The organism is Streptomyces sp. NPDC017095 (genome assembly GCF_044332325.1).
Classification (GTDB): Bacteria; Actinomycetota; Actinomycetes; order Streptomycetales; family Streptomycetaceae; genus Streptomyces.
The window spans coordinates 159,855-180,894 of record NZ_JBIROU010000017.1 but is presented as its reverse complement, the minus strand read 5'-3'; the positions used below and the strand labels follow the sequence as shown (position 1 = coordinate 180,894).

The window sequence follows — 21,040 nt, the reverse complement described above, 5'->3', positions numbered from 1 at the left end:
GGCCGGCGGGGGGGGGGGGGGGGGCGGGCCCCCGCGCCCCGGCGCCGCCGCCCCCGGGGCGGGGGGGGGGGGGGGGGGCGGGGCCGGGGGGGGCCCCCCCGGGGCCCCCCCCGCCGGCTCAGGGCTTCAGCTCGGCCACGGTGGCGAGCGTCTTCGGGTCGTCGTTGCGGATCAGCAGCGTGGTGACCAACGACTCGTCCCAGCGCGCCAGTTCGTCGCGCAGTTTCTCCTTGGGACCGACCAGCGACACGTCCTCCACCATCGCGTCCGGTACGGCGGCGATGGCGTCCTTCTTCTGCCCGGACAGGTACAGCTCCTGGATCCTGGCGCACTCCGCCTCGTAGCCGAGCCGGGCCACGACGTCGTTGTGGAAGTTGGCGCCCTTGGCCCCCATGCCGCCCACGTACAGCGCGATCCAGGGCCGCACCGTGTCCCTGGCCCGCTGTACGTCGTCGTCGAGGACGAGCGGGGCGCCCGCGGCGATCTCGAAGCCGGCGCGGGCGCTGCGCTCGGGGGAGCGGCGGGCGAAGCCGGCCTCCAACTGCTCGCGGTGGAAGGCGTCGGCGCGCGGGGAGAACAGGAACGGCAGCCAGCCGTCGGCGATCTCGGCGGCGAGCGCGATGTTCTTGGGCCCCTCCGCGGCCAGGTACAGCGGCACCTCGGGGCGCAGCGGGTGCACGGTGGACTTGAGCGGCTTGCCGAGTCCGGTGCCGGCCGGGTACGGCAGCCGGTAGTGCTCGCCTTCGAAGGCGACCGGGGCGCGGCGCGCGATCACCTGGCGCACGATGTCGAAGTACTCACGGGTCCGGGCCAGCGGCTTCGGGTACGGCTGCCCGTACCAGCCCTCCACCACCTGCGGGCCCGAGGCGCCGAGCCCGAGCACGAACCGGCCGCCGGAGAGGTGGTCGAGCGTGAGCGCGGCCATCGCCGTGGCGGTCGGGGTACGGGCCGACATCTGGACGATGTTCGTGCCGAGCCGCACCCGCGAGGTCTGCCTGCCCCACCAGGCGAGCGGGGTCAGGGCGTCCGAGCCGTACGCCTCGGCGGTCCAGACGGAGTCGAACCCCAGCCGCTCGGCTTCGGCGATCAGCGCCTCGGCTGTCTGCGGCGGGCCCGACGACCAGTAATTCGTCTGGAATCCCAGCTTCATCGGATCTCCCTCGAACTCGTGCGTGCGACGGTACGGGCGAAGTGGTGCCGGTCAGTCCGCGACGCCGGCCGGTCGGTCCGGAAAGGCGGCGAGCACGGAATCGAGCAGCCCGGGGAAACGCTGGTCGAGGTCCTCGCGGCGCAGCCGCACCTGGTGGTTGCGTCCCTCGAGCCGGGTCATGGTGAGGCCGGCCTCGCGCAGGACCTTGAAGTGGTGGGACAGGGTGGACTTCTGGACGCCGATGTCGAACTCCTCGGGGCGACAGGCGTGATATTCACCGTCTGCGAGGACCGAAATGAGCCGCATTCGAATCTCGTCCGAGAGTGCCTTCATGACATTCAGGATCTGGATCTCATCGACGTCGGGCTGAGTGAAGTAGCGAGCCATATTATCACCTCATTGCCTCTCATTGTGCAATGCAATTGTAACAGGTGGATCGAAGTCGAACTATACTGGTGATGGCGGCTCCGTAGAGTGAACCCTTCTAACGCGTCCGTCGCCAGGCGAATCTGACGGTCAGTCACCTCTCTGCCGGGTGCCCCAGCAGGAGTGCGATCCACTTATGTACTTTGGTTCATTGATCCGGGTGCGGTCGTACTGATTGAATTTCCTACCGGGTCCGTTGGGGTCCGCGCTCACTTTGGTCCGGTCCGAAAGGAGCATGCCCCGTGCGTATCAGAAATGACGGCTGGGCCGTGGTCGTCGGGGACGTGGACCGCGCCTGGCGCCTCGAAGGACCGCTCGCCGCGGCGGGCCTGCCCTGGACCGCGATCGAGGAGCCCGACGATCTCACCGGGCTCGCCCGCCCGGCCGGTGCCGAACTCACCGTGCTCGCCCTGCCGCCCACGCACGAGGGCGCCGGGCCCGCGACCCGGCTGCTGCGGGAGACGGCACGGATCGTCGCCGGCCGCCCGCGCACCGCCCGGCCCCGGCTGTGGTGCGTCACCCTCGGCGGGAGCGAGCGCCCGGGCGGCGCCGACTGTGTCACGGCGCGGCTGTGGGACCTCGGCCGGTCGGTGGGCCAGGAGCTGCCCGGCTCCTGGGCCGGCGTGCTCGACCTCGCCCCCGACCCCGCCCTGGACGCCCCCGAACGCGTGGCGCAGTTCCTGGCCGCCGACCGTCCCGCGGGCGGAGTCCTCGCGCCGCGGCGCGACGGCGCGGCGGACCCGGTCACCGTGCGGTGACCTGCCCCCGGACCGGTGAGCGCCGCGCCGTCCCCCGCGCGGGCGGCCACCGGCGCGGCCCCGGACCGCCGCCCGGCGACGCCCGGGGCAGGGGGCCCCGAGGAAACGTGTGACGACCCGAGAAGCCCGGAAGGCCGAGCAGGGAGTGCGCATGACCGTGTGGAGCACCGCCACCCCGGACAGTCCGGCGCCTACGGCCCGGAGCGAACACGCCGACGACTTCCTGCGGGCCCTGCGCGGCCGCGGCGGGCAGGCACCCGGCGCCGCCCGCGTGCCCGCCCCGCCGGACCTCGGCGACGACTTCGACCCCAGGGACCCCGGCACCATCCTGTCCCTCGCCCTGCGGACCCTGCGCGCCCAGCGCGCCCCCGCCTCGCACCGGCCGGCGGAACGGCCCGCCTCCTGACGACGCCGTCCCGCACCGGCGCACCCGGCGCGGACATCCGCCGTCACCCTCCGCTGTCCGCCAGGGCAGACCTGCCTGCCGCGGGCGCCGACGCCGCACGGTGACCCCGGCGCCACCCGCGCCCTGCCGCCCGCTCCGGCTACAGCTCGAACTCGAGGTGTTCCAGATCGGTCAGTTCCACTTCGAGTCCGTGGGCGCGGCGGCCGTTGTCGCGGAAGTAGACCTCGCCCAGGGCCCCGGCCGCGACCCGGCGGAGCTGCTCCTCGGTGGCGCCGCCGTCCTGGGCCTGGAAGAGACGGGCGGCCTGGTCGGGCGGCAGCGCGAGGGTGAGGTGCCGCAGCCGGGCGTCGTCGGTACTGCCCGGGGCGGCGGTGTAGCCGAACCGGGCCCGGACATCGATCATGATGCCCTGGGTGGTGACCGCGGCCTGCTTGGCCCTGGCCCTGACCTGCGGCTGCCAGCGCGCGCGGACCTCGCGTTCGAGCCGGCCGGCGAGTTCCGGGCGGGGCGTTCTGATCTGGTTCTTCACATACCGCTCGACGGTGCGTTGGCTGATGCCGAGCAGCTCGGCCACCCGCCGGGTACTGCGCTGGTGCGCCCGGACCAGATAGCGCATCTGCGCCCCGGCGGACTTGGGGACGGGACGCGTGAACGCGCCCTGCACCGCCTTGCCGAGTTCTTCTCCGATCGCCACCATCGTGCCGTGCCCCCCTATTCCCCGGTGTCCTTGGCGGTGACCTCACCGGTCTTGATGTAGCGGGCCAGGTTGGCGACATGGCCGTCGGCGCCGAGCCGTTCGAGCACCTCCGCGCCCCACAGCACGCTCTGGGTGCCCTCGTGCTTGACCATCCCGGGCGAGACGCCGAGCCGGAAGGACCCGGGCACGGTCTTGCCGTCGGCGTCGTAGGGCAGGACGTCCAGCGGGCCGGGTCCGTCGGCGGCGTACACGGCGCAGTCGGACAGGACCGCGACCGGGTACTGCCCGGTGGCCGCCGCCAGGTTGAGCATCTTGCGGTGCATGTTGATCCGGGCCCGGGAGATGACCGTGGCGCGGATGTCGGGGCGCCAGGTGGGCCGGGCCAGGGCCGGCCAGGGCTGCCCCGGCTTCCAGCCGCCGCCGCGCGCCTTCTCCCGCAGCTTGCCGATGCCGCCCTTGACGGTCATCTTCACGGCGTCCAGGACGACGGCCATCTCGGGGTCACGCTGCCGGCAGCCCTCCATCGCCCTCAGGAACTCGGCCGGCGGCAGCTTCTCGGCGACACCGAGGTCCGCCATGGTGGCGACGTAGGCGTCGCGCAGCCGCTTGTACCAGCCGTCCAGGAACCGGCCGCTCTCGTGGCGCACCCACGCCTCGACGGGGGCAACGTCGTACCCGAGTTCGACGGCGTACGCCACGGTCGGGGTGGCGTACCAGGCCGGCCCCTCGGGGCGTTCGCCGGTCGGAGTGAACGGGCTGGGCAGCAACGCGCCGTCGAGGTCCCGCCACTGCTTGCCGACCTTCACCCGGGACGGATCGACGTGGGAGAGGTCGACCAGCCACGAGCCGGGCAGCGCCGCGTCGAAGACCGGGCCGGTGACGTGCACCGGCGGTGACGCCAGGCCGACGGCCGCGCCGTTCGCGGCCGCGCCGAAGGCGAGGTTCACGTCGAGGCCGACCAGATGGCGCTTCCCGCACTCGGCGTCGGTCAGATCCCGCGCCCAGTCGTAGGCCTCCTCGAACAGCTTCTCGCCGGGACCGCGCACGTGGAAGCGGGGCAGGTGCGCCAGGACGGGGTGCCCGTCGGGTGCCTCGCACGGCGCCGGGTCCACCGGCTCCGTGCCCAGCGACCCGGGGCGGTGCTCGCGGTGCCGCTTGCCGTCGGCGTCCGGCTCGCTCGCACGGGTCGGCGGGTTGAGCGCCGTCATCAGATGCAGCCCCGTCACCGCGGTGGAACCCACCGGCGTCGTCACCCGGCCCGCGTACACACCCAGCACCCGGGCCAGCTCCGCCGGCTCCAGGCGCGCGGCATGCCCCCACGCGCGGTCGTCCAGCGCGCGCCAGGAGGGGATGCACAACTGCACGCAGTTCCGGCGGCCCCCCTGGGCGGGCCGGTAGATCCGCGCCCACGGCCCCAGCCCCCGCTTGGTGAGCCGCCAGTCGGCACGCTCGAGCTGCTTGACGACCTTGTGCCCCTCCGGCAGCCGCCCGGCGAGCCGCTCGGACTCCGACAGCTGCACCGGCAGGCCGTACCGTTCACACGCGGCCTCGGTGAGCACCAGCAGCGGATCGGCGTCCTTGCCCGAACCGTGCAGCCGCTCCGCGCCGAGCCGCGCCTCGGTGAGCGTCCACTCCACCAGCGCGGGCAGCGTCTTGGCCGGCACGTCCAGGATCAGCCCTCCGACTCCGTAGCCGGTCACCTGCTTGTCGGCGTCGGCGTCGAGGACGAGCAGCGGACCGTGCGCGTACGCGCCGCCGGGCGCGGCGGCGCCGTCCGTGGTGGCCCGCGCGGCGGTCTTCCGGGCGGTGCTCTCGGTGCCACGGCGGTGCGGGGCCCGGGGCTGCTGAGCGGTCCGGCGACGTGCCGTAGCGGCCGGAGCGGGATCGGTGGCCGGGGGAGCGGAGGGCGGCTCACCGGTCCCGGCCGTGGCGTCCGGTGCCCCGCCCGCCGACGCCCTCGGCCCGGCCGTGGCTGCCGGCGTCGCAGGGGTCGACATCTCCTGGACTGCGGTGTCCTCCTGCGGCGCACCGGTGCTGTCGGGGGCGGGGTAGAGCCGTGCGAGCTGTTCGAGCAGACGTGCGTACGCCTCCCGTTCCGGGGGTCGCGGCTCGGTCTTGCCCGACTCCCAGCCGCCCACGGTCGCCCGCCGGACGTGCAAGGCGGCGGCCACCTCGTCCAGCGTGAGCGCGTGCGCCTGACGCAGCCGTCTGCGCTCCGCCGGCGGCGGCAGCGGGGAACGGGACGCGACCAGCGCGTCCACCGCGTCGAACAACTCGGACATGCGCACCTCCGCTCCCACTGTACTCCGGCAACCGCTCCCACCGCGTACGTATCGCGTACGTGCCGCGTGCGTCTCGCTGGCGTCGACAGCACCGAGGACGGGTCCCGTGCCGCGCCAAGGGTGGCACGGCTTCGGTGAAAGCCCAGTTCACAGGGGTGGAGTGGTGGCACCACCCGACCGGTACGGGGGCAATCCCCCGATCCGGGACGGTGCCTGGCAGGCTGTCCCGGACCGGCGGGCGTGCCGAGACTCGACGACATGACGATTTCCCCGCAGGCCGCACCCCTGCCCACCGTGTCCGCCGGCCCTTCCCGTGGAGCCGGCAGCGACTTCTCCCGGCTGTCCCGGCGCATCACCGAGGCCGGGCTGATGCGGCGCCGCCCCGTCTATTACGCGGCACGGCTCGGGCTCGTGGTCGCGCTGACGGCGGCGGGCTGGGGCGCCTTCCTCGCGCTCGGGGACACCTGGTGGCAGCTCGCCGTGGCCGCCTTCCTCGCGCTGATGTACGGCCAGACGGCGCTCGTCGCCCACGACCTGGCGCACCGTCAGGTCTTCCGGCGCGGCCGGCCGAGCGGAGTGTGGGGCCGGCTCTTCGGCAACCTGGGCATCGGCATGAGCTACGGCTGGTGGATGAACAAGCACACCCGCCACCACGCCAACCCCAACCACGAGGACCTGGACCCGGACGTCGCCCCGGACATCCTGGTGTGGTCCACCGACCAGGCCCGCGACAGCCGGGGCCTGGCCCGTCTCATCGGCGGCCATCAGGCCTGGCTGTTCTTCCCGCTGCTGACGCTGGAGGGCTTCAACCTGCACGTCTCCAGCCTGCGGGCGCTGCGCTCGCCGTCCATGAAGCACCGCACGCTGGAAGCCGGACTGCTCCTGCTGCACCTCGCCGTCTACCTCTCGGCGCTGTTCCTGGTGCTCCCGCCCGGCAAGGCGGTGGCGTTCCTCGCCGTGCACCAGTGCCTCTTCGGGGTGTACCTGGGCTGCACCTTCGCCCCGAACCACAAGGGCATGCCCACGTTCAGCGGCGACGCGCGGCCCGACTTCCTGCGCCGTCAGGTCCTCACCTCCCGCAACGTCCGCGGCGGCCGGCTCACCGATGTGCTGCTCGGCGGGCTCAACTACCAGATCGAGCACCACCTCTTCCCGAGCATGCCCACCCCGCATCTGCGCCGGGCCCGGATCATCGTGCGCGCGTACTGCGCGGAGATCGGCGTGCCGTACCACGAGACCGGTCTGCTCCGCTCCTACCGCGAGGCCCTCACGCACCTGCACCGGGTGGGCGAACCGATCAGGCGGCAGCGCCGTACGGCTCTCTGACGCGCGGTACGGCCGCAGGTCACGGCATGTGCCGAGCCCCGGCCCCGGCCGGTGTGTAGTGCGCAGGCACCAGGAACGGTGAGCGGCTGGTCCGGGTGCACCAGGCCGGGACGGGTGCGGGGGACGATGCCCGCCGGGACGCCGCGGGGGAGTGTGGGAGGCGCGCGGGATCGCGCGCCTCCCTCTTGCTTGCCTAGTGGTGTCTGGAGTGATCAACACGTGACGACTTCTCACTACCGCGCCGGACGGTGGCCCTTCCGCCGGCGCCGGCGCGCGGGTGGTCCGCCCGCGTCCGAAGCCGCGGCCGGCCCGGTCCGCCTCGGGTGGTTGCCCGTCGGCGCCCTGGGCGTCCTGGCGCTCGCCCTGGGCACCCTCCAGTCGGTGGTGGAGCCCGCGCTCCCGCTGCTACAGGACGAGTTGGGCGTCAGCCCCGGCGAAGGGGCCCTGATCGGCAACGCGTTACTCGTCACCGGCGCGGCCGTCACCCCGGTCGCGGGCAAACTCGGCGACCGCTACGGCGGGAAGCGGGTGCTGGTGCGGCTGGCGGCCGTGGTCTCGGTGGGGGGCCTGCTGGCCGGCCTGGCGCCGAATCTGTCGGTGCTGCTGCTCGGTCAGGTGTTGCAGGGCGCCATGGTGGGCGCGCTGCCCCTCTCCTTCATCCTGGTGCGCAAACACCTCACGCCAGGGAAGTCGCAGGCGGCGATCGGGGTGGTCGTCGCGCTGTTCACGGGCGGCGGCATGGTGGGCGTGCTGGGCGCCGGGCCGATCGCGGAAGGACTGTCCTGGCAGTGGATGTTCGCCCTGCCGACGCTCGCGGTCATCGCGGCGACACTGCTCGTGGCACGCCTGATGCCGCACGATCCGCCGGTCCGGTCGGACGCCGGGATCGACTGGCCCGGCACGCTGCTGCTGAGCGGCACGCTGCTCGCGTTCATGCTCGGGTTGGTGACGGTCACCGGGGACGGCGGGGTGCCGCCGCTCGCGGTCGGCGCCCTCGTGGTGCTCGTGGCCGCCCTCGCCACCGGGTGGGTCCTCGTGGAACGCCGGGCGGCCTCGCCGATGGTCGATCTGCGCATGCTGGCGCAACCCGCGATGTGGAGCGCGTGCGTGCTCACCTTCGTCGTCACCACCAGTTCCGGGATGGTCCTCTTCCTCGTCCCGCAGCTGTTCGCGCTCCCGGCCGACGGGTACGGCTTCGGGGCCGGCACCACCGACATCGGACTGTTCCTGCTGCCCGGCGCCCTCGCCGGTGCGGTGAGCGATTCGGTGGGCGGGGTCGCGGCGCGGCGTTTCGGTCCGCGGGCCGTGGTCATCGCGGGCACCGTCGTCACGGCGGTCACGATGATCACCCTGGCGTCGGTGCACACCGCGCCCTGGCAGCTCGTCCTCGCCAAGGTGCTCACCGCGTTCGCCGCGGGCGCCGGCACCACCGCCCTGCTCGCCGGCACCGCCACGGCCATCGAGACCCAGGACATCGGCATCGCCACCGGCCTGCTCGTGGTCACCCGGGTGATCGGCGTCGCCCTGGGCGCCCAGGTGGCCGGCGCGCTCCTCGACGCCGGGGCCGAGCCGGTCACGGGCCGGCCGGCCGAGTCGGCTTTCGTCACGGGCTTCGCCGTCGCCGGTCTCGTCGCCGCACTCTCCCTGCTCGTTGTCCGGGTCACGAAAAAAGGAGTCCAGGCATGACACGCACCGGCCCGTCGAGGAACGTGAGCACCACCGCGAAGCGCACGGTCCTGATCTCCGGGGCCAGCATCTCCGGACCCGCGCTGGCGTACTGGCTCCACCGGTGCGGATACGCGGTCACCGTGGTCGAGAAGGCGGGCGCCCTACGCGACGGCGGTTACCCGGTCGACATCCGCGGCACCGCCACGGAAGTGGCCCGGCGGATGGGCATCCTGCCGCGACTGCGGGACGCGCACATCGACTCCCGCCGTGTCACCTTCCTCGACGCGGAGGGCGGCGAAGTGGCCTCGCTCACCCCGGGCGCCGTGGCCGGCGGTGTCGAGGGACAGGACCTCGAGGTGCGCCGCGGGGACCTGGCCGCGATCCTCCACGAGGCGGTCCGCGACGACGTGGAGTTCCTGTTCGGCGACTCCATCGACACCCTCGACCAGTGCGGACCAGGGGTCGACATCACCTTCCATAGTGGGCGACGGCGCACGTTCGACCTGGTGACCGGCGCCGACGGGATGCACTCGCCCACCCGGGCGGCCGTGTTCGGCCCGGAAGGACGGTTCCACCGCTACCTCGGGTACTGCTTCGCCCTGTTCACCGTGCCGAACACCTACGGACTCTCCCGCGAGGTCACGATGTGGAACGCCCCCGGGAAGGCCGCGGCGCTGTACGCCGTCGGCGACGACGACGCACTGCACGCCTTCCTGACCTTCCACCGGCCGCGCCCGCCGGTCGACGCCCTGCGGGATCCCAAGGCCCTGCGGGACCTGGTCGCCACGGTCTTCGCGGGCACGGGATGGGTGGTTCCCCGTCTGGTCGACGCCCTGCGCGACGCGGACGACCTGTACTTCGACACGGCCGGCCAGATCCGCATGCCCCACTGGTCCAGCGGCCGCGTCGCGCTCGTCGGCGACGCCGCGTACGCACCCTCGTTCCTCACCGGGCAAGGCTCCAGCCTCGCGCTGGCCGGTTCCTACACGCTCGCCGCCGCCCTGGCCGCGCACCGGGACCACACCGCGGCCTTCGCCGCGTACGAACGCGGCTTCCGCCCCTTCGCGGCCATGAACCAGGCCCTGGTCGACACCGGCGCGGCCACGCTCTTCCCCACCACGCGGCGGGCCCTGGAGCAACGCGACGCCCGGCTGCGCGACCTCGTCACCCTGCCCGCCCCGGCAGCACGACCGGCCCACTCGGCCCTCACGCTGCCCGCCTTCACCCCGACGCCGTGACCTGATGCTCCGGCCGGACTCCTCCGTCACCACGGGCCGACCGCCCGGGCGATGGGGGGTGAGAACTCCTCACGGAACGCGCTCGGAGTTCGGTGCGCGTCATGGGCCTGGAGCCTCATGAGCGTCGACCGCGCCGTTCGATGGATTGGCCGTGCCGGCGCGTTGGACGCGCCGGATCCGGGAGCTTGGGTTCAGCCCGCGGTCGAGCCCTTGGTCAACGCGTCCATGAGGAGGTCGACGAGCCGACGGGCCTGCTCCTTGCTGCCGTGCTGCACGGAATAGGCGATGCCACCCATGAGGAGGAGAACATCGTCGGAGGTGACGTCGGTTCGCAGGCTGCCGTCGTGGGCGCCGGCATCAAGGAGGGTGGCGACGGCGCCGGTAAGGAGTGCGCGGCTGTCGGCGTATGGGTCGACTCCGGAGGCGATGACCGCGCTGAGTGCTGCGGACATGCCGCTCTTGGCCGTGGCGTACTCGAGGAAGTGCTCCATCCAGATGCGAGTGGCCTCGGCGGCCGGATGCCGGGTGAGGAGGTCTGGCGCCTTCTCGCACACGCGGGTGAGTTGGTGTCGGTAGGCGGCGTCGACGAGGGCTTCCCGTGTCGGGAAGTGCCGGTAGAGCGTGCCGACACCGACGCCGGCCTGCTTGGCGATGGCGGCCGGTGCGGTGTCCAGCCCCTGCTCGGCGAAGATCTGCGCGGCGACCTCCAGCAGGCGCTCCCGATTCTGTAGCGCATCGCTCCTGGTCCGGCGAGGGGTGGGGGGCATGCAGGTTCCTCCGGTGCCTGTCTTCGGTTGCATTCCGGAATGTATTCCGTTTAACTCCTAACCGGAATACATTCCGGTAACACTCTACTCCAGGAGACTCCCATGCCGACTCCGTCCGACAAGGCCGTACGCCGATGGTTCATCACCGGAGCCTCCGGCGGCCTGGGCCGCCATCTCACCGGACACGCCCTCCAGCGCGGCGACCGCGTCACGGCCACGGTCCGCCACCCCGCAGCCCTGGAAGACCTGCGTAAGACGTACGGCGACCGGCTGACCGTCGAGATCCTCGATCTCACCCGGCCGACCGACGTCGACCAAGTGGTCGGCAGAACCCTCCAGTCCGGACCGGTGGACATCGTGGTCAACAACGCCGGATACGCAGTCGTGGGCGCCGCCGAGGAGATGACCGTCGAGCAGATCCGCGACCAGATCGAGGTCCTCCTGCTCGCTCCCATGCTGATCACCAGGGCCTTCCTGAAGCCGATGCGCGAGCAGGGCGGAGGCCGAATCATCCAGATCTCCAGCATGGGCGGCCAGATCGCCACCCCCACGCACAGCTCCTATCACGCGGGCAAGTGGGGGCTGGAAGGCTTCACCGAGAGCGTCAGCCGCGAAGTGGCCGACTTCAACATCCACCTCACCCTGGTCGAGCCCGGCGCCACCCGCACCGGCTTCGCCTCGGCCCTGCACTACACCACCGAAACGGCCGCCTACCGTGACAACGCCGTCGGCCGGACGCGGCGTCACCTGGAGGCCGCTGACGACAGCGTCTTCACCGGTGACCCGGCCAAGCTCGCCGCCGCCATCTACGACACCACCCGCCACCCGAACCCGCCCCTGCGCCTCCCTCTCGGTTCCGACACCTACGACGCCGTCCACACCGCACTCACCAGACGTCTCACCGCCCTCGAAACCCAGAGGGACCTTGCCGCATCTGTCGCTTTCACCCACTGACCCGGCCCGCCGGCACGGCATAGCAGAGAACGTCGCCGCAACCACCGCGTCGCGCATCTCACGCCCTTTCCACGACCCAGCGTTGGGTGCCCAGGCCAGAGCCGTGCTCGGTGCCGCGGTGAGCGATCAGCGGTTTCACACCGGGATCCCAGACCAGGCGGCGGTACTTGTCGTGGTCGTAGCCACGGTCGCCCAGCACCGCACTCGGGCGGCACCGAGCCGGCCACGCCTACCGCGCACCGGCGGCACGGCCTGGAGGAGCGGGATCGACTGGGTCCCTCCCGGCAGGCGACCGCACGTCAGGCATCGGCGCCATGGCCGAGTACCGGCCTACGGCACGCCGTCCGTACCGCCGTCGGGGGAGGCGTGGGCCAGGCCGGTCCGGTAGGCGATCACGACGAGCTGCGCCCGGTCGCGGGCCTCCAGCTTCGTCATGGCGCGCTGCACGTGGGCGCGGACGGTGAACGGGCTGAGGAACATCCGCTCGGCGATCTCCTGGTTGGACAGGCCGGTCGCGACCAGCGCCACCATCTCCCGTTCGCGCGGGGTGAGTACGGCGAGCTGCTCGGGGCGGTGCGGCGGGGCTTCCCCGGGTGTGGCCAGGAAACGGGCGACCAGGGAACGGGTGGCGGCGGGGGACAGCAGGGTGTCGCCGGCGGCGATCGTACGCACGGCGTCCGCCAGCTCCGCGGCCCCGATGCCTTTGCCGACGAAGCCGCCGGCCCCCGCGCGCAGCGCCTGGGCGACGTACTCGTCGGTCTCGTACGTCGTGAGGATCAGGACGCGGGTGGCCCGCAGCTCCGGATCCGCGCAGATCCGCGCCGTGGCGGTGAGCCCGTCCACCTCGGGCATGCGGATGTCCATGACGACCACGTCCGGGCGCAGCTCCCGGGCGAGGCTCACCGCCTCCCGGCCGTCGGCGGCCTCGCCGACCACGGTGATGTCGTCGGCGCTGTCGAGGAGCATCCGAAAGGCACCGCGCAGCAGGGCCTGGTCGTCCGCGAGGAGCACCCTGAGCGTCACGGCGCCTCCCCGGCCGGTGCGTTGGTCGTCCGTTCGCCGCCTGTCACCGCGTCCGGCATCCGTCCTCCGGTGGTGGTCGCTCCGCCGGGCCCGCGCGTCGGGTCCTCGGCGGGCGGGAGGGGCAGGTGGGCGGAGACGAGGAAACCGCCTTCCGGGCGCGTGCCCGCGTTCAGGTGCCCCCCGACCGCGGCGGCACGTTCACGCATCCCGATCAGACCGTACCCGGGCGGGCGTTCCGGCACCGTGGGCGCGCTCGGACTCGCGGACGCGTCCGGCGGCGTACGAGAGCCGGTTCCGTCGTCGGTGACGGTGAGGGTCAGGCGATCACGGTTCCAGGCGAGACGCACCCGAGCGTCCCCGGTGCCGGCGTGTTTGGTCACGTTGGTCAGGGCCTCCTGGACGATGCGGTAGGCGGTGAGGTCCACTCCCGGCGGCAGCGGCCGCGGCGTGCCCTCCTGGTGTACCGACACCGTGAGACCCGCGCGGCGGAAGGAGGCGAGCAGCGCGGGAAGCCGGGACAGTCCGGGCGCCGGTTCGGCGGGCGTGGCCGCCTCCCCGCTCTGCCGCAGCAGACCGACCGTGGCCCGCAGTCCGTCGAGCGCGTCGGCGGTCGTCCCGACGAGTTCCTCCAGGCTCTTGCGGGTCTGCTCCGGGCGGGTGTCGAAGAGGTGGGCGGCGACCATGGCCTGCGCGTTGGCCAAGGTGATCTGATGGGCCACCAGGTCGTGCAACTCCCGGGCGATGCGCACCCGTTCCTCGGCCACTCTCCGGCGCGCCTCGCTGTCCCGGCTCTCCTCGGCCCGCCGGGCCCGCTCCTCCACGGCCGCCAGATAGGCCCGCCGGTTCCGCACCGAGTGCCCGAGCACGCCGGCCACCAGCGGGAACGCCGCCACCACTCCCATCCTGCTCGCGTCCTTCCAGGAGAAGTCCCCGGCCAGGGGGACGGAGGCGGCCAGCGCCGCGGAAGCGAGCAACACCGCGCTCACCGCGCGCCGTTCGGTGCGCGCGGCGAGCGCGCAGGAGTAGGCGGTGATCACGGCGGGGGCCACGAGGAGCGGGGTGAGCAGGAGACCCAGGGCCGGCACCAGCACCCCGGCCGCTGTCGTGGCCGCCAGGGCGGCCCGGGGCGCCCGGTGTCGTACGGGCAGCACGGCACAGGACACCACGGCGATGACGTAGGCGGCGGCAGGTGGCGCGGAAAGGGTGTCGTCGACCCGCATCACCCCGCCGAGCAGGCAGAACGCGAACGCCGTCGCCGTGACCGCCGCTTCCCGCCACCACGGCCCGCCGCGTGGCCGCGGGCCACCGCCGCCCGGGTCCGTCATGGCCGGCCCGGTCCCGGCCGGCGCACAGCCGCCACACCGGTGCGTCGAGTCTGGCCGCAACGGCCGTCAGCCGCCCGCCTGTTCAGTGCCTCGTCCTCGTTCTCGCTGTTCGGCAGCACACCGTTCAGGATACGAGGCAGCGATAGACCCGGCGGCCGGGAGCCAGACCCCACACCGATGCCGGTGGCCCAGGCCACGGGTCCGGCTGCGAGGCCGCGCGGCTGGCCAGGGCGAAGGCGCAGGACTCCGGACGAGCGCCGGTCCCGGCACCGGGCGACCGGTCGGCTTGGGCGTCGCAGCGCTGCGGCGCCTGGGTGGTGCGGGTGGTACGGGTTCTCGTGGTCGACGTGTTCCCCGGGGGAACGCAGCTCCGTGCACAGCTGTCCCACGGTGACACCCGGGAACTCCTGGGTCACTGGCCGGCCTCGACGCCTGGGGGACCCGCTGGACGCGGAGGGCGTGGCAGTCCGGGTGTGGCCGTCGCGGAGGCGACACGCGGCACGTGTGCCGGTGGGTGGGATCGCGGGGCCGGGGCCGCAATCCGGCCCACCGGCACTGGGGCCGTCTCGCCGCCCGGCGGTGTGCTGGGCGCTGGTGTCGCAGGGGCTGCCGGGGCCGGGCCGCGGGCCCGGATGCCGTCGGCCCTGTGGTCACGCGCCGCGAGCCGTCGTGCGGAAGGCCGTCGGAGTCGTGCCCGTCCGCTGCCGGAAGAACTTGGTGAAGTCGCTGGCGTCGGCGAAGCCGAGGCGCGCGGCGACGGCGGCGACGGTCAGCGGGCCGTGAGCCAGCTCCCGTCTGGCCTCCAGCGCCACCCGTTCGTCGATGTAGCGCTTCGCCGGCATCCCGGTGGCGGCCTCCGTCGCCCGGGTGAGCGTGCGACGGCTGTAGCCCAGTGCCGCCGCGTAGTCCTCCACCCGGCGGGTGACCGTGAAGTCGCGCTCCACGGCCGCGCGGAAACGGCGGAACGTCTCGTTCGGGGCCGGCCTGCCCGGCTCGGACCCGTACGCCCTCGCCAGGCGCACGACCAGCACCGCCAGCAGATGCCGCAGCACCTGCACATGGGACTCCAGGGGCAGCTCGGCCATGGCCTCGTACTCGTACCGCAAGTGCTCCAGGGCCCGGCGCAGGCCCTCCGCGTCCGGGGCGTCCGGTGTGAGGGGTGCCCGGGCCGGCGCCAGGTCGGCGACCAGGGCGACGGCCGTCTCCGTGTCGGGGAAACCCGCGGGGAAGGCGACCACCAGGCCCTCGGCCGCCGGCAGATCCGCGCCCCAGCGCTGCACCTGCCCGGGGCGGATCCACAGCCAGTCGCCGCCGGACAGTTCGCAGCGGGTGAAGTCCACCGAGACCGTCAGTCGGCTGCCCGGCCGCACGGTGACGAGCTGATGGAAGGCCGGGCGCAACGACGCGTACGGATCGTTGCCGTGCCGGCGGGCGCGCTCGGCCAGTCCCGCCAGCTCGACCAGTTCCAGACCCGGCGGGGAGCCGGCCGTACGCCGCAGGGTGAGGTCCCGGATGACCGTCCGCCGCGCAACCTGTCCGTTTTTCCCCATGGCGAGTCCCGAGTGTACCGCCGTACCCCGTGGCCGGGCTCCTAGCGTGAGGACAGGCGCTCACCACAGTGGTGCACGCGGGAAGGGAGGCCGGTATGAGGCTGGTCGTGGGGATGACGGGAGCCACGGGCGCGGTGTTCGGTGTCCGGTTCCTCCAGGTGCTGGCCGAGCTGCCGGACGTCGAGACCCATCTGGTCCTCAGCCGGTGGGCGCGCACGACGATCGAGCTGGAGACGGGTCTGTCCGTGAGCGAGGTCGGCGACCTGGCCGACGTCGTGCACCGGCCGGAGGACCAGGGGGCCGCCCTCTCCTCCGGGTCGTTCCGCACCGACGGCATGGTGATCGTGCCGTGCTCGATGAAGACCCTCGCCGGAATCCGCGCCGGATACGCGGACAGCCTGGTCGGGCGCGCGGCCGACGTCATACTCAAGGAACGCCGCCCGCTCGTCCTCGTCCCGCGCGAGACACCGCTGAGCGAGATCCATCTGGAGAACATGCTCGCGCTCTCCCGGATGGGCGTGCGGCTGGTGCCGCCCATGCCGGCCTTCTACAACCACCCGCAGTCGGTGGACGACATCGTCGACCACATCGTGGCCCGGATCCTGGACCAGTTCGACCTGCCCGCCCCCGCCGCCAAGAGGTGGGAGGGCATGCGCGCCGCCCGCCTGCTGCGACCGGCTTCCTGACTCCCGATTCCCCCGGCCCCTGACCCTCTCAAGACTTTCGGCTTCCACGGAGCACCCATGGCATATGACGACCTGCGCGGTTTCCTCGGCACACTGGAGAAGGAAGGCCAGCTGCTGCGCATCACCGAAGAAGTCCTCCCCGAACCCGACCTGGCCGCCGCGGCCAACGCGGCCGGCCGCATCGGGGACGGCGCGCCCGCCCTGTGGTTCGACAACGTCAAGGGTTTCACCGACGCCCGTATCGCCCTGAACGTCCACGGCTCCTGGGCCAACCACGCCCTCGCCCTCGGCCTGCCCAAGCACACCCCGGTCAAGGAGCAGGTGGCGGAGTTCGCCCGCCGCTGGGACGCCTTCCCCGTCGCCCCCGAACGGCGCGAGGACGCCCCCTGGCGGGAGAACACGCAGGAGGGCGACGACGTCGACCTCTTCTCGGTCCTTCCCCTGTTCCGTCTCAACGACGGCGACGGCGGCTTCTACCTCGACAAGGCGGCCGTGGTCTCCCGCGACCCCGAGGACCCCGGCCACTTCGGCAAGCAGAACGTCGGGACCTACCGCCTCCAGGTCCTCGACCGGAACCGGCTCGCGATACAGCCTGTCCCCGTGCACGACATCGCACTCCACCTGCGCAAGGCGGAGGAGAAGGGCGAGGACCTCCCCATCGCCATCACCCTCGGCAACGACCCGGTGATGGCCATCGTGGCCGGGATGCCCATGGGATACGACCAGAGCGAGTACGAGATGGCCGGCGCCCTGCGCGGCGCGCCCGCCCCGATCGCCACCGCGCCCCTCACCGGCTTCGACGTGCCCTGGGGTTCCGAGGTCGTCATCGAAGGCGTCATCGAGAGCCGCAAGCGGCAGATCGAGGGCCCCTTCGGCGAGTTCACCGGGCACTACTCCGGCGGCCGCCGCATGCCCGTCGTCCGCATCGACCGCATCTCCTACCGCACGAACCCGGTCTTCGAGTCCCTCTACCTGGGCATGCCGTGGACCGAGTGCGACTACCTGGTCGGCCCCAACACCTGTGTCCCGCTGCTCAAGCAGCTGCGCGCCGAGTTCCCCGAGGTGCAGGCCGTCAACGCCATGTACACGCACGGGCTGCTGGCCGTGATCTCCACCAGGAAGCGGTACGGCGGGTTCGCCAAGGCCGTGGCGATGCGCGCCATGACGACCCCGCACGGCCTCGGCTACATCACCACGGTCATCGTCGTCGACGAGGACGTGGACCCGTTCGACCTGCCGCAGGTCATGTGGGCGATGTCGTCCAAGGTCAACCCGGCCGACGACGTCGTGGTCCTGCCCAACCTCTCCGTGGTGGAGCTGGCACCCGCCGCCCAGCCGGCGGGCCTGACCAGCAAGATGATCATCGATGCCACCACGCCCGTGCATCCCGACGTTCGCGGCAACTTCTCCACGCCCACCAAGGACCTCCCCGAGACGAAGGACTGGGCGGCCCGGCTCCAGCGCCTGCTGTCCGAAGTCCGCGGCTGACACCCCTTTCGACGGCACCCGTCCGGCCCCCGTACCAAGGAAGGCACCCCATGACCGACTGCTGCCCCCGCTGTGCCCACGAGAGCGTCAGGACCCTGCACTCCTCGCCCGTCCCCGGTGTCTGGGACGTCGTGCAGTGCGGGCGCTGCCTGTACACGTGGCGGACCAGCGAGCCCGACCGGCGCACCCGCCGCGCCGCCTACCCGGAGGCGTTCCGGCTGACCCCCGAGGACCTGGCGAACGCCGCCGAGGTACCGACCGTCCCGCCCCTGCGCACGGACAGCCCCCGCCAGGAAACCGGCCGGACGCCCGGCTAGGGTCGGCCAGGCGCCCGACTGGGGCCGGGCTCGCCGCCCCGTCGCTGTGGCCCGGCGCGGAGGTGTGCGCCGACGGGCTACTGGACGGGAAGTCGCGGCGGGGAACTGGGGACAACTGCCCCCGTGCTCGCGGCTGACAGCCGACCGCACTTTGGAGCCCGCCCTAGAACAGGGTCTCGGTCTCCTCGGCGGGTGCCGGGGCCAGCGCGCGGGTGCGGCGGGGGCACGGGGGCCCTGGTTCCTTCCCGAACAGCGCTTGCGTACCGCACTCGTCGGGCACGGCGGGTACCGGCCGGCACACCGCCGCGTCGACCAGTTCGAGCGGGGCGGAGTCGTCGAAGTCGGCGCGCTGCATACGGGTCCAGTCGCGGCCCTGGGGTATGGCGGTCACTGGCGGTCTCCTGTCGGCGCTCGGGGCCGGGACGCCGGCGATGCGCCCCGGCGGCATGCCGGCGTCTGGTTCGGTGCCGTGCGGTGTGTGTCGCAGCGGCGGCCCGCACGGGCGGGGTGCCCATACGGTGACGGTTCCAGTCGCTCTCGTTCTCGTCCTCTTCCGTCCCCCACGGTGGTCGTCACCCGGCGAACCGGCCTGGCCATTCTTCCCTTCGTCTGCCCACATGACGGTGCCGGGTCACTTACGTCACCGGCAACGGTCGGTACGTGGGTGTGCCACTGTCACCAAGGGCGGCCCCGCCTTCCTTCCGCCGGTGTCACAAGTCGCCGATGCCGTGGGACGGTTGACCCGGCGTTCCGGCCCCAGAACGCGCACCCGTCGCCCCCGACCACTCCCCACACCGCACCGGCACCGCCATGATGGGAGCGCTCCCGCACCACACCGCACGTGCAGATCCCCCGACCCCGGAAGGACCGCCCATGCGCACCGCTCCCTCTCTCTCCCGGCGGGCACTGCTCACGGCAGCCGCCGCGAGTGTCACGGCGGGTGTCACCGCCGCCGCTGCCTCCCCGGCGTCCGCCGCCCACCGCCCGCTGCCGTCCGCCGCCTTCGCCGGGTTCCGGACGGTGGGCCGGGTGCAGAAGGCGGCGGACGGCTCGGTGCGCTACAGCTGGCCCGGCATCGCCTTCGAAGGCCGGTTCCGCGGCACCGGCGTCGGGATCGTGCTCGACGACTCCGCCAACGACTACGACGTCCAGATCGACGGCAGGACCGTCAGCACCCTGGTGACACCCGGGCGCACCACGTCCTGGGTCGAGGGCCTGGCCGACGCCGAGCACACCGTGCGGCTCGTCAAGCGGACGGAGTGTCCGTGGGCCGTCGGCCGCTTCGGCGGGTTCGCCGCCGCGAGGGGAGGAAGGATCCTCCCCGCCCCGGCCGCGCGGAGCAGGCAGATCGAGTTCATCGGTGACTCCTTCACCGCCGGGTACGGCAACACCTCGGGCACGCGCGACTGTTCGGCCAACGGAGGAGTCGACCGCAACAGCAACGCGGACCTCGCCTTCGGCGCCCTCACCGCCCGGAAGCTGGACGCGGACTACCAGCAGAACGCGTTCTCCGGCCGCGGCATGGTCCGCAACTACGACGGCGGCGACCCCGGCACCGATTACCGCACCTACTACGACCGGGCCCTGCTGAACGTGGCCGGCGACGTCTGGCACAAGCCGCGCGGCTGGCGGCCGCAGGTCGTCGTCATCGGCCTGGGCATCAACGACTTCTCGACCCCGCTGCACGCGGGCGAGCCGTGGGCCACCCGGAGCGAGCTGGCCGCCGCCTACGCCAGTGCCTACCACGGCTTCCTCGACAAGCTGCGGGCCCGCTACGGAAGCAGGACGTTCCTGGTGGTCAGCGCCACGTCGGTGGCGGGAACCGCCTTCGCCGACACCGCCCGGGACATCGTCGGGGCCCGCAACGCGCGGGGGGACGACCGGGTCGGCTACTGGTACTACGACGATCCCGGCCTGGACCGGCTCGGCTGCGACTGGCACCCCTCGCTCCACGACCACCGGATCATCTCCGGGCTGCTCGACCAGTACCTCGCCACCGTGCCGCTGGACTGGTGACCGGCGTGAGGGTCCGAACCCGATCCGGGGCGGACCGTCCGCCGCGGTACGACACGACGACTGTCCGTCCGTAGAGTCGGCTGGATGTTCAACAGGGGCTTGGTCCGGGCGCGTTCGCCGGTGCGGACGCGCCCGGGACCGGCTGGCTCACGACCGGCGGCGGGCGTGGTAGATCGAGCGGTGGGGGGAGATGCCGTCGCCGTAACCCCGGTCGATGTGTTCCAGGGTGAACCCGGCCCGGTGCAGGGCGGGCGGATTCAGGTGCGACCAGTGCTCGGTCAGGCGGGTCAACTCGCCCCGTTCGGTGCGGAACAGCTTGTCGATCAGCAGGTGAGCCGCTCGTGGCCGCAGCCGCTCCCACTCCTCGACCCGCTGCCCGCCGAGAGCCGGACAGGGTTCGGCCGGCGCCAGCCGCCAGTCGCTCGCTTCGCGCGTGTCGAAGTTGCCGCTGACGTAGATGTGCACCGTGGCGCCCGGTGGCAGTATCCGCGCGGCCTTCCGTAGCGCCAGGTCCCGGTCCGCCGGCGTCGGGAGCAGCCGGAACGTCGAGTACGGCACGACCACCGCGTCGTGGGGCCCGGTCAGCGGCAGCCTGCGCATGTCGGCGCACACCGGATGCAGCCCGGGGGTGCGCGGTATGCGGGCCAGCCGCTCCCGGCTGAGGTCCACGGCCACCACGCTGTGTCCCGGCCGGCAGGCCCCGACCCGGGGGTGCGGCTCCAGGAGCGGTTCACGCCCGCCATCGACCCGGACCGCTCCGCTCCCGGCACCTGGGAAAAGATCGCCGCCGGGTTCGAGCACGCCGCCCGCGCGCCCGGCCCGCGCCCGCACCCGCCGCTCGTCCGCTGACCGACCGAGCCCGCCGCGGCGGCCCGGGGCCCCGGGCCCCCCCGCCCGCCCCCCCCCCCGCGGCCCCCCCCCCCCCCCCCGCCCCCAGCGCCCCCCTCCCGCCCCCGACCCCCC

The 21,040-nt window shown here is 73.1% G+C and carries 21 protein-coding genes and 1 pseudogene; 11 read left to right on the top strand and 11 right to left on the bottom strand.

Features of this window, described 5'->3' with window-relative positions; translation table 11 throughout:
- Nucleotides 1–118: 118 nt before the first annotated feature.
- Nucleotides 119–1,150 (bottom strand): LLM class F420-dependent oxidoreductase, encoded by a 1,032-nt coding sequence (locus ACH4OA_RS29100; RefSeq protein ID WP_397940120.1) that lies wholly within the window; start codon nt 1,148–1,150, stop codon nt 119–121.
- Nucleotides 1,151–1,201: 51 nt separating this feature from the next.
- Nucleotides 1,202–1,537, bottom strand: coding sequence for an ArsR family transcriptional regulator (locus tag ACH4OA_RS29095; RefSeq protein ID WP_365884134.1), 336 nt, complete (start codon nt 1,535–1,537; stop codon nt 1,202–1,204).
- Between the two features lie 281 nt (nt 1,538–1,818).
- On the opposite strand from ACH4OA_RS29095, the gene ACH4OA_RS29090 reads away from it, so the two are divergent.
- Nucleotides 1,819–2,334 (top strand): hypothetical protein, encoded by a 516-nt coding sequence (locus tag ACH4OA_RS29090; RefSeq protein ID WP_397972083.1) that lies wholly within the window; start codon nt 1,819–1,821, stop codon nt 2,332–2,334.
- Between the two features lie 151 nt (nt 2,335–2,485).
- Complete coding sequence (locus ACH4OA_RS29085; protein WP_397940117.1) at nt 2,486–2,740, top strand: hypothetical protein; 255 nt, start codon at nt 2,486–2,488, stop codon at nt 2,738–2,740.
- A 139-nt stretch (nt 2,741–2,879) separates the two neighbouring features.
- Here the strand turns inward: ACH4OA_RS29085 and tpg are convergent, their stop codons facing one another.
- Entirely contained in the window at nt 2,880–3,437 is a 558-nt protein-coding gene (gene tpg / locus ACH4OA_RS29080; protein ID WP_365884375.1) for a telomere-protecting terminal protein Tpg, read from the bottom strand.
- Nucleotides 3,438–3,451: 14 nt separating this feature from the next.
- Nucleotides 3,452–5,719 (bottom strand): telomere-associated protein Tap, encoded by a 2,268-nt coding sequence (gene tap, locus ACH4OA_RS29075; protein ID WP_397972080.1) that lies wholly within the window; start codon nt 5,717–5,719, stop codon nt 3,452–3,454.
- 258 nt (nt 5,720–5,977) lie between these two features.
- On the opposite strand from tap, the gene ACH4OA_RS29070 reads away from it, so the two are divergent.
- The 3 genes from ACH4OA_RS29070 to ACH4OA_RS29060 all read left to right on the top strand — a co-directional run bounded on the left by ACH4OA_RS29070 (nt 5,978) and on the right by ACH4OA_RS29060 (nt 9,951).
- Nucleotides 5,978–7,045: a fatty acid desaturase family protein gene (locus ACH4OA_RS29070; RefSeq protein ID WP_397972077.1), complete on the top strand. Its 1,068-nt coding sequence runs from the start codon at nt 5,978–5,980 to the stop codon at nt 7,043–7,045.
- Nucleotides 7,046–7,372: 327 nt separating this feature from the next.
- Nucleotides 7,373–8,731: an MFS transporter gene (locus ACH4OA_RS29065; protein WP_397972074.1), complete on the top strand. Its 1,359-nt coding sequence runs from the start codon at nt 7,373–7,375 to the stop codon at nt 8,729–8,731.
- Nucleotides 8,728–9,951 carry an FAD-dependent monooxygenase gene (locus ACH4OA_RS29060; protein ID WP_397972071.1) on the top strand — a complete coding sequence of 408 codons (1,224 nt, stop codon included), beginning with the start codon at nt 8,728–8,730 and terminating at the stop codon, nt 9,949–9,951. The genes ACH4OA_RS29065 and ACH4OA_RS29060 overlap by 4 nt, the downstream gene beginning before the upstream one ends.
- 191 nt (nt 9,952–10,142) lie before the next feature.
- On the opposite strand, the gene ACH4OA_RS29055 is transcribed toward ACH4OA_RS29060, so the two are convergent.
- Nucleotides 10,143–10,718 carry a TetR/AcrR family transcriptional regulator gene (locus ACH4OA_RS29055; protein ID WP_397972068.1) on the bottom strand — a complete coding sequence of 192 codons (576 nt, stop codon included), beginning with the start codon at nt 10,716–10,718 and terminating at the stop codon, nt 10,143–10,145.
- A 102-nt stretch (nt 10,719–10,820) separates the two neighbouring features.
- Here ACH4OA_RS29055 and ACH4OA_RS29050 point away from each other — a divergent pair, with 102 nt between their 5' ends.
- Nucleotides 10,821–11,672 (top strand): SDR family oxidoreductase, encoded by an 852-nt coding sequence (locus ACH4OA_RS29050; RefSeq protein WP_397940108.1) that lies wholly within the window; start codon nt 10,821–10,823, stop codon nt 11,670–11,672.
- A gap of 61 nt (nt 11,673–11,733) precedes the next feature.
- Here ACH4OA_RS29050 and ACH4OA_RS29045 read toward each other — a convergent pair.
- The 4 genes and pseudogenes from ACH4OA_RS29045 to ACH4OA_RS29030 all read right to left on the bottom strand — a co-directional run.
- Nucleotides 11,734–11,975: pseudogene (locus ACH4OA_RS29045) on the bottom strand (IS5/IS1182 family transposase); the annotation flags it as partial.
- A 27-nt stretch (nt 11,976–12,002) separates the two neighbouring features.
- The gene (locus tag ACH4OA_RS29040; RefSeq protein WP_397972065.1) at nt 12,003–12,695 is read right to left on the bottom strand and encodes a response regulator; all 693 of its coding nucleotides are present in this window, start codon (nt 12,693–12,695) and stop codon (nt 12,003–12,005) included.
- Complete coding sequence (locus ACH4OA_RS29035; protein WP_397972062.1) at nt 12,692–14,020, bottom strand: sensor histidine kinase; 1,329 nt, start codon at nt 14,018–14,020, stop codon at nt 12,692–12,694. The genes ACH4OA_RS29040 and ACH4OA_RS29035 overlap by 4 nt, the downstream gene beginning before the upstream one ends.
- A 650-nt stretch (nt 14,021–14,670) precedes the next feature.
- Entirely contained in the window at nt 14,671–15,570 is a 900-nt protein-coding gene (locus ACH4OA_RS29030) for a helix-turn-helix transcriptional regulator (protein WP_397940102.1), read from the bottom strand.
- Between the two features lie 95 nt (nt 15,571–15,665).
- Here ACH4OA_RS29030 and ACH4OA_RS29025 point away from each other — a divergent pair, with 95 nt between their 5' ends.
- The 3 genes from ACH4OA_RS29025 to ACH4OA_RS29015 are packed head-to-tail and all read left to right on the top strand — an operon-like array spanning nt 15,666 to nt 18,061.
- A complete protein-coding gene (locus tag ACH4OA_RS29025; RefSeq protein WP_365882974.1) occupies nt 15,666–16,256 on the top strand; it encodes a non-oxidative hydroxyarylic acid decarboxylases subunit B in 591 nt (196 codons plus the stop codon).
- A gap of 57 nt (nt 16,257–16,313) precedes the next feature.
- Nucleotides 16,314–17,744, top strand: a complete 1,431-nt coding sequence (locus ACH4OA_RS29020) for a non-oxidative hydroxyarylic acid decarboxylases subunit C (protein ID WP_397972059.1) — start codon at nt 16,314–16,316, stop codon at nt 17,742–17,744.
- 50 nt (nt 17,745–17,794) lie between these two features.
- Nucleotides 17,795–18,061, top strand: coding sequence for a non-oxidative hydroxyarylic acid decarboxylases subunit D (locus ACH4OA_RS29015; protein WP_365882972.1), 267 nt, complete (start codon nt 17,795–17,797; stop codon nt 18,059–18,061).
- Between the two features lie 163 nt (nt 18,062–18,224).
- Here the strand turns inward: ACH4OA_RS29015 and ACH4OA_RS29010 are convergent, their stop codons facing one another.
- Complete coding sequence (locus ACH4OA_RS29010; protein WP_397972056.1) at nt 18,225–18,452, bottom strand: hypothetical protein; 228 nt, start codon at nt 18,450–18,452, stop codon at nt 18,225–18,227.
- A 482-nt stretch (nt 18,453–18,934) separates the two neighbouring features.
- On the opposite strand from ACH4OA_RS29010, the gene ACH4OA_RS29005 reads away from it, so the two are divergent.
- The gene (locus ACH4OA_RS29005; protein WP_397972054.1) at nt 18,935–20,077 is read left to right on the top strand and encodes an SGNH/GDSL hydrolase family protein; all 1,143 of its coding nucleotides are present in this window, start codon (nt 18,935–18,937) and stop codon (nt 20,075–20,077) included.
- 147 nt (nt 20,078–20,224) lie between these two features.
- On the opposite strand, the gene ACH4OA_RS29000 is transcribed toward ACH4OA_RS29005, so the two are convergent.
- Nucleotides 20,225–20,746 carry a class I SAM-dependent methyltransferase gene (locus tag ACH4OA_RS29000; protein ID WP_397972051.1) on the bottom strand — a complete coding sequence of 174 codons (522 nt, stop codon included), beginning with the start codon at nt 20,744–20,746 and terminating at the stop codon, nt 20,225–20,227.
- Nucleotides 20,747–20,758: 12 nt separating this feature from the next.
- On the opposite strand from ACH4OA_RS29000, the gene ACH4OA_RS28995 reads away from it, so the two are divergent.
- Nucleotides 20,759–20,926, top strand: a complete 168-nt coding sequence (locus ACH4OA_RS28995) for a hypothetical protein (RefSeq protein ID WP_397972048.1) — start codon at nt 20,759–20,761, stop codon at nt 20,924–20,926.
- Nucleotides 20,927–21,040 lie beyond the last annotated feature (114 nt).

Bases quoted from the DNA above. Each gene is read 5' to 3' on its own strand.
- ACH4OA_RS29055 (WP_397972068.1), bottom strand. From the start codon at position 10,718: ATGCCCCCCACCCCTCGCCGGACCAGGAGCGATGCGCTACAGAATCGG.
- ACH4OA_RS29025 (WP_365882974.1), top strand. From the start codon at position 15,666: ATGAGGCTGGTCGTGGGGATGACGGGAGCCACGGGCGCGGTGTTCGGT.
- ACH4OA_RS29005 (WP_397972054.1), top strand. From the start codon at position 18,935: ATGCGCACCGCTCCCTCTCTCTCCCGGCGGGCACTGCTCACGGCAGCC.
- ACH4OA_RS29070 (WP_397972077.1), top strand. From the start codon at position 5,978: ATGACGATTTCCCCGCAGGCCGCACCCCTGCCCACCGTGTCCGCCGGC.
- ACH4OA_RS29050 (WP_397940108.1), top strand. From the start codon at position 10,821: ATGCCGACTCCGTCCGACAAGGCCGTACGCCGATGGTTCATCACCGGA.
- ACH4OA_RS29035 (WP_397972062.1), bottom strand. From the start codon at position 14,020: ATGACGGACCCGGGCGGCGGTGGCCCGCGGCCACGCGGCGGGCCGTGG.
- tpg (WP_365884375.1), bottom strand. From the start codon at position 3,437: ATGGTGGCGATCGGAGAAGAACTCGGCAAGGCGGTGCAGGGCGCGTTC.
- ACH4OA_RS29095 (WP_365884134.1), bottom strand. From the start codon at position 1,537: ATGGCTCGCTACTTCACTCAGCCCGACGTCGATGAGATCCAGATCCTG.
- ACH4OA_RS29060 (WP_397972071.1), top strand. From the start codon at position 8,728: ATGACACGCACCGGCCCGTCGAGGAACGTGAGCACCACCGCGAAGCGC.
- tap (WP_397972080.1), bottom strand. From the start codon at position 5,719: ATGTCCGAGTTGTTCGACGCGGTGGACGCGCTGGTCGCGTCCCGTTCC.
- ACH4OA_RS29020 (WP_397972059.1), top strand. From the start codon at position 16,314: ATGGCATATGACGACCTGCGCGGTTTCCTCGGCACACTGGAGAAGGAA.
- ACH4OA_RS29085 (WP_397940117.1), top strand. From the start codon at position 2,486: ATGACCGTGTGGAGCACCGCCACCCCGGACAGTCCGGCGCCTACGGCC.
- ACH4OA_RS29030 (WP_397940102.1), bottom strand. From the start codon at position 15,570: ATGGGGAAAAACGGACAGGTTGCGCGGCGGACGGTCATCCGGGACCTC.
- ACH4OA_RS29100 (WP_397940120.1), bottom strand. From the start codon at position 1,150: ATGAAGCTGGGATTCCAGACGAATTACTGGTCGTCGGGCCCGCCGCAG.
- ACH4OA_RS29015 (WP_365882972.1), top strand. From the start codon at position 17,795: ATGACCGACTGCTGCCCCCGCTGTGCCCACGAGAGCGTCAGGACCCTG.